6 protein-coding genes are annotated in these 10,461 nt (G+C 47.7%); 3 read left to right on the forward strand and 3 right to left on the reverse strand.

From position 1 onward, the window contains the following. The first annotated feature begins 228 nt into the window (after positions 1–228). The 3 genes from J0895_RS05450 (at position 229) to J0895_RS05460 (ending at position 3,358) form a co-directional block, all read left to right on the forward strand. Entirely contained in the window at positions 229–1,251 is a 1,023-nt protein-coding gene (locus tag J0895_RS05450) for an aldo/keto reductase (RefSeq protein WP_207087106.1), read from the forward strand. A gap of 442 nt (positions 1,252–1,693) precedes the next feature. After that, positions 1,694–2,818: a fatty acid desaturase family protein gene (locus tag J0895_RS05455; RefSeq protein ID WP_207087107.1), complete on the forward strand. Its 1,125-nt coding sequence runs from the start codon at positions 1,694–1,696 to the stop codon at positions 2,816–2,818. A 198-nt stretch (positions 2,819–3,016) separates the two neighbouring features. Then, positions 3,017–3,358, forward strand: a complete 342-nt coding sequence (locus J0895_RS05460) for a c-type cytochrome (RefSeq protein WP_207087108.1) — start codon at positions 3,017–3,019, stop codon at positions 3,356–3,358. A 6-nt stretch (positions 3,359–3,364) separates the two neighbouring features. Here J0895_RS05460 and J0895_RS05465 read toward each other — a convergent pair whose 3' ends face one another. From J0895_RS05465 to J0895_RS05475, 3 genes are all read right to left on the reverse strand, one after another. After that, positions 3,365–6,973, reverse strand: a complete 3,609-nt coding sequence (locus tag J0895_RS05465; protein WP_207087109.1) for a PAS domain S-box protein — start codon at positions 6,971–6,973, stop codon at positions 3,365–3,367. Positions 6,974–7,304: 331 nt separating this feature from the next. After that, on the reverse strand, positions 7,305–8,006 hold the full coding sequence (locus J0895_RS05470) for a response regulator transcription factor (RefSeq protein ID WP_207087110.1): 702 nt from the start codon (positions 8,004–8,006) through the stop codon (positions 7,305–7,307). 21 nt (positions 8,007–8,027) lie between these two features. Then, entirely contained in the window at positions 8,028–10,256 is a 2,229-nt protein-coding gene (locus tag J0895_RS05475) for an ATP-binding protein (protein WP_207087111.1), read from the reverse strand. Between the last annotated feature and the right edge of the window lie 205 nt (positions 10,257–10,461).

Genomic DNA, 10,461 nt, shown 5'->3' on the forward strand with positions numbered 1-10,461 from the left:
ATGGGCGGCATGGGCGGCATGGGCGGCATGGGGATGATGTAATCTCTGGGTTTTAAACCACAGATTTCACAGATTTTCACGGAAGGAAGGAAGAGTTGGAGGGGTGTTGCACTCGTCTAACTCTTTTTTTATGGCAAGATGGGGCTGCCGTGATGGGGAGGGTTGAGCCCATAAAGGGGTGAATATGATTTATTGTAGGGGAAGCAATGCTTTGATGAGTTTATTTTAATGCCGTTACCTGAATCAAGCCGACTGGAATTGACTGAGGATTTGAAGATTTGCCGCGTTTTAAATGGGATGTGGCAGGTGTCGGGTGCTCATGGACGGATTCATCCCCAACGGGCGATCGCCTCGATGTTTGATTATGTGGATGCAGGATTCACGACTTGGGACCTGGCCGACCATTATGGTCCGGCGGAGGATTTTATTGGGGAATTTCGTCGCCAGTTGGCTGAAAAACGCGGGGAATCGGCCCTGGAAAATGTTCAAGCTTTTACGAAGTGGGTGCCTCGTCCGGGTAAAATGACTCGGCAATTGGTGGAACAGAATATCGATATTTCCCGCAAGCGTATGGGGGTGGATGCGTTGGATTTGATGCAGTTCCACTGGTGGGATTATCAGGATAGAAATTATCTGGATGCCTTGAAGTATCTGGCGGAACTTCAGGGGTCAGGGAAAATTAAGCATTTAGCCCTGACGAATTTTGATACGGAACATTTGGCAATTATTGTCGAGAATGGGATTAAAATTGTCTCGAATCAGGTGCAATTTTCGGTTTTGGACCGCCGTCCGGAACAGCAGATGGTGCCGTTTTGTTTAGAGCATGATATTAAGTTATTGGCCTATGGTAGTTTAGGTGGGGGATTGCTGTCTGAACGGTATTTAGGACAGCCGGAACCGAGTGCAGGAGTTTTGAATACGGCTTCTTTGAATAAGTATAAAAATATGCAATCGGGTTGGGGAAATTGGAGTTTATTTCAGGAGTTGTTACAAATTCTTGAGACAATTGCTAATCAATATCAAGTGTCGATCGCCAATGTGGCGGTGCGATATGTTCTCGAAAATCCAGCGGTAGCTGGTGTGATTGTGGGGACAAGATTGGGAGTGGCTGAACATATTGAAGCTAATTCTCAGGTGTTTGAGTTTGAGTTGACTGCGGCGGATGTTCAAAAAATTGATGGGGTTTGCGATCGCGCCCGAAATTTGTTGGAAGTAATCGGCGACTGTGGAGATGAATATCGCCGCCGTTAACCCCGGGGGCAAAGTTTGGGGTGGCACAGAACGCAATTCGCTGGGGTAAGGGCGATCGCACTCCCGATTCGGAAATCCTCAACCCCTAAACTATAGCAATCCTATATCAGTTGTGGAATAAGACCTCTCCCCCAACCCCTCTCCTTCAAGGAGAGGGGAGCAGCAGGGGACATAAATCATTTAGAACAAGCTATATATAGCCAGTCTTGCAGCAGTTTGACAACTGGATCGGCTCCCCTCTCCCCCTTTGGGCCGCCGACGGTTGGGGGCCGCCGACGTCCATTCGCAAAATCATTTAGGATTGCTATATATAGCCGAATCCAGGGTCTTGTCCCCCTCTAAAATAGCAGATTACCCTTCCCAGACTCAGTTAAAAATACTCAGTCTCGGACCGCGCAAATAGGTTAGAATACAAAGGCGAATCTGATAATTTCTCTTAAACATGACAGGAACTAAGCTAACGTTTGCCAAAAATAAGGGGTTCTGGAAAGAACTCAACGGTCGAGTTGAAGCCTATTTTCAGGCTGAAAACATCCCCAAACGCGATTGTCCACAGATGTATCTAAAAACCCTAATTCTCGTTTTGTGGATGGTTGGGGCTTACAGTTTTACGCTGTTTGGTCCGGCTGGAATTGGCGTTAAAATTCTGGGCTGTATGGTTTTCGCCGCAGGATTAGCCGGTTTTTCGTTTTGTGTCGGTCACGATGCCAATCACGGCGGTTATTCTAATCATAAATGGCTGAATCAAAGTCTGGGATTAACCTACGACGCGATTGGATTATCGAGTTATTTATGGAAGTTCCGCCACAACTATCTCCATCACACCTATACCAATATTCTGGGCCACGATGTTGAAATTCATGGGGATGGATTAGTCAGAATGTCCCCAGATATGCCTCACAAAGGGTATCATAAATTCCAACATTTGTTTATCTGGTTTATTTATCCCCTAATTCCGGTCTATTGGTCGTTCTGCGATGTTCAAATTATTTTGTTCAAGCGCAAATATCATGACCATGTGGTTCCGACTCCTTCCCCGATGACTCTGGCAACTTTGCTGGGGGGTAAGTTGGTTTGGTTGGGTCTTTTTATCGGAATTCCCCTCGCAGTGGGATACAGTCCTTTAATGGTCATTGTCGGGTTTCTTCTGACTTATTTTACCTACGGATTGATAATCTGTGAGGTATTTATGATGGCTCATGTGATGGATAACGCTGAATTTATTATGCCGGATCCTGAACAGAACCATGTGGATGATGAATGGGCAATTTTTCAGGTTCGCACGACGGTTGATTTCGCGCCTAACAATCCATTTTGCACTTGGTATATGGGAGGGCTGAATTATCAAGTGGTGCATCATTTATATCCCCATATTTGTCACATTCACTATCCTCAAATTTCCAAGATTTTGATGGGAGTTTGTGAAGAATTTGGAGTGAAATATCAAATTCATGAAACCTTAACTGGGGCCATAATTTCTAATTACAATTGGTTGAAAGCGATGAGTGTTCCGCCAAAACCTCTTGCAACTCCTACTCGTGAGTTAGCCAGTAATTTGGCAAAATAAATTTAGCCTCTCTCACTCAAGCAGACCCTCGCCCTATTTTTGATGAAGTGAAGGGAGCAAAATCTATGAGGTGGGCATTGCCCACCTTACTCTTTCTTTTTCTACTGAATTACGGGATATTCATCAATTGAACTGAGTCCGAATCGGGCGATGGGATTCTGAAACAGACTTAACCCAGAAGTAAGAGGAAAAACCCCGATGAAAAAGCGACTAATCCGGGCTGTGATTCTGTTAATGATGATGGCAATCAGCCTGATGGGAATACAACCAGTAATGGCAGCCAATTCAGGGTATGGGGCTAAACTGTTTACGGTTCATTGTGCCGGGTGTCATGCCAATGGCGGTAATATTATTCGCCGAGGAAAGACTCTGAAACTTAAAGCTTTAGCTAAAAATAATCTGGATACGCAAGAGGCGATCGCCCAGTTGATTACCCAAGGGAAAAACCCGATGCCTGCTTACAATGACCGCTTGAGCGTTCCAGAAATCGAAGCGGTTGCCGCTTACGTTTTGGAACAGGCTGAAATCGGTTGGAAATAACGGGTCTCACTCGGGGATTTCCTCGGCAGTTTGATTTAGATTCATCGGCAACCAAAGGATAAAAATAGACCCTTTTTCCGCCTCACTTTCTATCCTAATTTCACCCCCCATCATCTGGCAGAATCGTTGGGAAATTGCCAGTCCTAACCCAGTTCCCCCATACTTGCGAGTCGTGGAGGCATCCGCTTGATTAAAGGCTTCAAAAATGTTTTCCAGTTGTTCGGGGGAAATGCCGATGCCGGTATCGGTGACGCGAAACTCAATTCCTGGAGTCTGTTCCAAAGGAGTGTCAGGAGTTGGCGGGTTGTGAATCCATTCCCCAGATTCATGGGGAGTAACGGTTAAGGCGATCGTCCCGTTTCCGGTAAATTTCGCCGCATTACTGAGTAGATTGAACAAAATCTGCCGGACTTTGGTTAAGTCTCCCGTCATGATTCCCACGGATGGATCGCAGTTAATTTCTAAGTGATTCCTATTTTTTTCGATTAAGGGTTTAACGGTACTGATTACTTCAGAAATCAGCAGGGTGATGTCGAACGGTTCCAGATACAGTGTCATCCGTCCGGCTTCAATTTTAGAGATATCTAAGATATCGTTAATCAAAGCTAACAGGTGTTTTCCAGCGGTTCTAATTTTGGTCAGGTCTGCGATCGCCTCTTGTTCTCCCGCTTCTTCCATTTCCTCCGCCAATATTTCGCTATAGCCGATAATGGCATTGAGGGGAGTGCGAAGTTCATGACTCATATTAGCCAGAAAGGTACTTTTAGAACGACTCGCCGCCTCTGCCGCATGGAGTGCCTTTTTGAGTTCTTGTTCGGCGCTAACCCGCTGAGAAATGTCTGTACTAATCGAGATCAGTCCGACAATCGTCCCGCTAGGGTCTTTGATCGCATCGGCGCTCAAGTGGACCGGAATGGTATGATCGCCCGAAGTGCGGTGGATAACTTCCCCACTCCAGGAATTTCCGTCCCTAATGGTTTCAAACACCTCGGTCCCGAGGATCGGGTCCGCAAAGACAGCTAGGGGTCCTCCTGCGGCATTTAACTGTTCCGGCGTTTCGTATTCATAAAGGTGAGAAAAGGCCGAATTTTGATAAATATGACAGCCCAACCGATTGCTTATGGCGATCGCATCCCCAGAACTTTCTACCGCCTTGCGCGTGAGAATTAATTCAGATTCGGCTTTTTTGCGGGCAGTGATATCTTCCACCATTGCGATCGCAAACTGCGGCGTTTCTCCTTTCCCAGAAACCAGAGAAACACTCAACCGACCCCAAATCCAACTGCCATTTTTACAGCGATATCGTTTCTCAATTTGATACCCCTGCCTCTGTCCTGTGACCATCTCAATAGCTAGTGACCGTTCTACCTTTTGGTCTAATGGATCGCTGAGTTCCAGACAAATTTTTCCCTGTAATTCCTCCTGGGAATACCCTAACATGGACTGAAATGCTGGATTACTATCTAAAATCTCCCAATCCAAAGTCCGCACAACAATTCCAATTGCTGCCCCTTCAAAAATCGCCCGAAACCGTTGCTCACTCTCGCGTAAAGCTGATTCAACATTGGCGCGTTCAATAATTTCTATCCGCAACTGTTCCAAACTGCTATTCAGTTCAGATGTGCGCTGTTTGACGCGCCGTTCCAGTTGAGTATTGGCATGATTCAGCGCTTCTTCTGCTATTTTGTGGTTGGTAATATCCCGAGAGTTAATCACTAACCCGTTCACGGCAGTTTCTGCCAGCAAATTACGGCCTATTGACTCAAAATATAAAATCTCTCCCGTGGCCCGCTGCACCCGATACTCAATTTTCATAATCAAGTCGGGATGGTTACTGAGCATCTGATAGGTCTCCCGCACTTTTGTCACATCATCGGGGTGAACAAATCTGGTGGCATTATGACCAATCAGTTCTTCGGGATAGTAACCCAAAATGCGCTCGACGGAGGGACTATGGTAGCGGATTGTGCCATCGGGTTCTAGGATGGTAATCATATCCGAGCTATTTTGAATCAGCGATCGCCATTTGGCTTCGCTTTGAGTTACTGCTTTTTCCGCTAACTTGCGATCGGTAATGTCAATCATCATCCCTTCCCAGAGAATATCTCCATTCTCCTGTCGTTCCGGTCGCGCCACACATTGCAACCACTTGATCTGGCCCGATCGCATGATAAACCGGCCTTCCCATCGCCAGGGTTCCATCCGTTGCAACTTCGTGGCGATCGAGCGCTTATAACTCGGTCGGTCCTCGGGATAAATCATCTCTCCCAAAATATTGGGATGCTGCTTGAGATAGTCCAGATCTACCTCCATCACATCCAAACAACCGGAGGATAAAAAGGGAAAAGAAACCGCTCCATCTTGATGGATAATCGACTGATAAATTAATCCAGGAATATTATCCGCTAACTTTTGAAACCGCGCTTCACTCTGTTCTAAACCACGGATGGCTACAAATTTTTCCGTCACATTCTGCACCAGAGAAGCCACTCCAATCATCTGACCCTCGGCGTCTACTAAAGGGGTATTGTGCCACTCACAAATAATCACACGACCATCTTTGGTTTGATTTTCGTTGGTACTATAAATCCCCCCTTCTTGATGTAAGAGCGCTTGTAAAACTTCTTCATTCACTTCCCATTGAACATTCTGGGGAATCAACTCTAAGGCATGATGCCCCAGGATTTCCTCCCGAGTATAGCCAAAGAGTCTTTCTGCTGCTGGGTTCCAGTTGCTAACTTCAAATTTTAAGTTCCACTCGACTGCCGCCAGGGGAGTTTGCTGGAGGTGAATCGCCAATTTTTGTTGGGATTCTTGCAGGGCGGATTCTGCCTGCTTGCGATGGGTAATATCCGTGGCAGTCCCCGTGGTCCCGATGATATTCCCGAACTCGTCGTGCATCAGGACCGCATTGAAACTCAAAAATACCGGGGTTCCATCTTGGCGGCGATGTTGAGTTTCGTAGGGAAAAACCGACTCCCCAGCTTGCAGGCGATCGAACATCTGCCGATCTTTGACCCCTTGTTCCGGGTCCATAAACTCGAAAAACAATCGCCCCAGCATCTGGTGGGGTGCATATCCATAAATCTCTTGGGCCGCCCGGTTGACAAAGGTCCAGCGACCCTCCTGATCCAGGGACCAGATTAAATCCCGAGAGGTTTGGACTAAATTCCGGTAATGGCGCTCACTTTGATGCAGGGCTACTTCTAACTCTTGCTGTTCCGTGATGTCTCGCCCCACCGCATAACTGATGCTGTCTGGATAGTGACACGCTTTCCAGGCGAACCAGCGATAGGTGCCATTTTTGTGGCGATAGCGATTTTTAATGGATATATCGGATTGGTGAACGGGATTGGCGACGGTGATGGTGAGTTCTCGATCATCGGGGTGGAGAAACTCAAGCCAAGGGCGTCCCAGCAATTCTTCTTGGGACCATCCTAGGATATGAGTCCATGCTGGGTTAACCCGCTTGAAATAGCCATCGGTTCCGATAATGCAAAAGAGATCGGCAGAGAGCTTAAAGAAAATCGTGGAGACAAGGTGAATCGCCTCAGTCTCGGTTTTTGCGGTGTTGAGTGCCTCGTAAAAGCGATGGGAGTCCCCGGGTGCATTCATAATATTTTGCCAATCCTGTTACTAGATCTCAAGAGTTTGTTGACCCCCTTATGAGCGATCGCCTCGAATGACCTGATGGGTTGCTTTGCCGACTTGTCTTAACCCTGATTTGTCCCTGGAAACGGGCAAGCTGTTGCCTATCTAAATTGGACAGTAGAAGATTCTGACACCCTTGAAAGTGCGAGCATCTTGCTCGCTTTTATCAAGAGCGAGCAAGATGCTCGCACTCCAAAAGAATGTACGCGAATAACTGTGGGAAACGCAGTATATTCCTACTTTTAAAGATAATCTTAGTTTGACAAAATCCTTGAGGATTAGTCAAGTATCGGGGCTAATCTTCAAATTTATAGCCCACACCAATAACCGTTTTAATAAAAGAAGGATTCGCCGGATCCAGTTCTATTTTTTTTCGCAAGCGGGCGACATGAGTATCCACAACCCGTTCATCCCCGAAAAAGTCATCCCCCCAGAGTTTTTCTATCAGTTGCGATCGCTGCCAAACCCGTCCGAGATAGCTTAAAAACGTTGACAACAGATTAAACTCCAAGGTGGTTAAATCCAGGGTTTCCAACTCCCGGTGTTGCAGTTGCCTCGTCGCAATCCGTCGGTCCACATCCACCATAAAATGTTCGGTTTGGTAAACCTGAGAACTCTGATTCCCTTGTCGGAGGCTCCTTCGCAACAAGGCCCGGACCCGCGCCACCAATTCCCGAGGACTGAACGGTTTGACCATATAATCATCGGCCCCTGTGGATAAGCCAATCACCCGGTCAATTTCCTCCCCTCGGGCCGTGAGCACTAAAATATAGGGGTCTTTCTGTCCCGGTTTTTGACGGATGCGCGCACAGACTTCTAACCCATCCAATCCCGGTAGCATTAAGTCTAAAACAATTAAGTCCGGCTGTTCCTCTTCAAAGACGCGCAGGGCGGTCAAACCATCGCGACAATTGATGCAGTGAAAGCCTTCTGCTTCTAATGCCCGTCCTACAATCCGAGCAATTTCCGGTTCATCTTCAACAATTAAAATTTTCATAACTTGGGACAGTCGCCTCCCTTAACTGACCGGGGTGGGCTGGGAATTAGGGGCCGCTTCCAAAGCTGGGGCGATCGCCTGGTCCTGAGTCTTTTCCACCGGATGTTTTTTCTCCGGATACACCGCCAGATCGAACCAGAACGTGGTTCCCACCCCCACTTCACTAACTAAATGCATTTGGGCATGATGTTTTTCCATAATATTGCGGACAATCGAAAGACCCAACCCCGTCCCTTCTAAAGTATGAACCCGGTTTTCCACCCGGAAGAAGCGCTCGAAAATCGCCACTTGGTCTTCTGGAGCAATCCCGATTCCCGTATCCCCTACTTCAATCCGTACCATCGGCACATTGGTTTTATGCTGCTGGTTCGGGAGGGGACATTGAGGATTTCCGTGCCAGGAATTATCCTCTTGGGTTTCCAACAAATAGGCGCGAATCGCAATTCGTCCCCCGGGTTCTGTAAACTTCAGAGCATTCCCCACCAGGTTCGCAAACACCTGCAGGAGCAAATCATAGTTAGCTACCACAGAGGGTAAGTCGGGATCAACTTCTTGAATCAGGTTGATATTTTTATCTTTGGCATTTAGCTGATAGGTTCGCAGGGTTTGTTCCACGGGTTGAGCGATTTCCACAGCTTCAAACTGATAGCTGCGGCTGGATTCCAAACGAGACAGGTCCAGAACATCGTTAACCAGGCGGGTGAGGCGATCGGTTTCCCGGTTGGCGGTTTCTAAGAACTCCTGACGCTCCTCCTGGGTGAGTTCTTCCCCATACTCATGCAAGGTTTCAATAAAGGACTTGATATTAAATAACGGCGTTCTCAGTTCATGGGAGACATTGCTAATAAACTGACTCTTCGCTTCGTTGAGTTTGACCTCCCGGGTAATATCTTGAACGGTCATGGCAATGCCTTTGAGACTCTCGCGATATTGCTCGGGGGTCGCCGAGGAAATCGAGTCATTATGATAAAGGGTACATTCCGTGGCGTAGGGACGTTCTGGGGTCGTACAGGTATCTTCGTGATGGTAGGTACAACTCTTGCATAAGGGATCGACCCCAGGGGCTTTATGCAGCAGCACGGTACTGAGTAAAATCCTGACTGTGCGTTTTGTCGGTTCGCTCAGGGTGAGGCGAAACTCCCCACTCTCTCGGGAAGCGTATCCGTTGCCGGACATATCCCCATCCCCGTCATTGGAGGATGAGAGTTCTCGCCGGGAATCCCCTGCGGCCATTTCATACAGGGGTTGACTTAGCTCGGATCTGACGGCTGCAGGGAGCAAATCCAGGATATTTTGAGAAATTAGGTTTTTGCCTTCCCAGCCGAAAATCCTCCGGGCGGTGGGGTTGACTAAAATTACCTGTAAGGAGGTGTCTAATAAGACTGCACCATCGGCGATCGTGGAAACTAGGGTTTCTAATTTGGCTTTTTCGGCTGTGAGTTCTTCAATGTTTTGCTCTTCATACCGTTCTAGCCGTTCAGCCATTTCATTAAAGCTGCAAATTAATTCCCCGAGTTCCCCTTGTAGGGGGAGGTCAATGCGCTGCTTGAAGTTTCCTGTGGCAATGTTTTTCACCCCAACGAGCAATTCTTTAATCGGTTTGGTAATGGTTAAGGCATTAAAGACGGCCCCTAAAATTACCATCACCCAGATGGAGATAAATACGGCAATGGTGACATCCCGGGTGAGGTTGGAGGAGGTGACGACGGTGGGATTGGGGTTGATCCCGATCGCCAATACGCCTAAATATTCGTTTTCGTGAGCCAGGGGGACAAATACATCGGTGACGGTGCCAGAGGGGGTGCGATGCTGCCGGACCATTGGTAGGTCATAAGTATTGGCAAAGCCCTCGGGAAGTTGAATCCTCCGTTGCAGGGTCAGGGAGTTTTGGACCTCGGACTCAGAGAAGGGTATTCCCAGGAAAATTTGGCCTTCGCGATCGGCATAGAGCATATAGCGCACGCTGGTGGTGCTGCTATAGAACTGATGAGAAAAGCGGGCCACTTCTGTGCGATTATCTTCGGCAATTAATGGGGCGACATTGGCCGCCAGAAGTAGTCCTAAATCACGACCGAAGCGGGTGTCATTGATTCGGGCATCCTGCTGAATTGTATTGACAGCCCAAAAGGTGAGTCCACTCATAATGAGGGACACAACCAGGGTAGCGGCTGCCATCAGTCGGGTCTGGAGGGTGAATTCAGACCACCAACGGGCAATAATTTCGCGGATTTTGTTTAGGAGAGCCAGCAAGGTTCTTTCTATCCGGTGGAAGGCAATGATGAGAGATGAGTCTATTGCTATTGTGCCACGTTCTGAGGTTTTGGGATGAAGGGACGTGGTTTTTTCTGGGGCGATCGCCCTCAACCCCTCTTACAAGAGTAGGTTTTTTATGTTCAGGGGGATTTGCCTCACATTTAAGTGAACTTCCGGTCCCCGGACCTTGGCAAGGTCCGGG

Origin of the sequence: Phormidium pseudopriestleyi FRX01 (genome assembly GCF_017313335.1) — a bacterium.
In the GTDB taxonomy this organism is placed as follows: Bacteria; Cyanobacteriota; Cyanobacteriia; order Cyanobacteriales; family Laspinemataceae; genus Laspinema; species Laspinema pseudopriestleyi.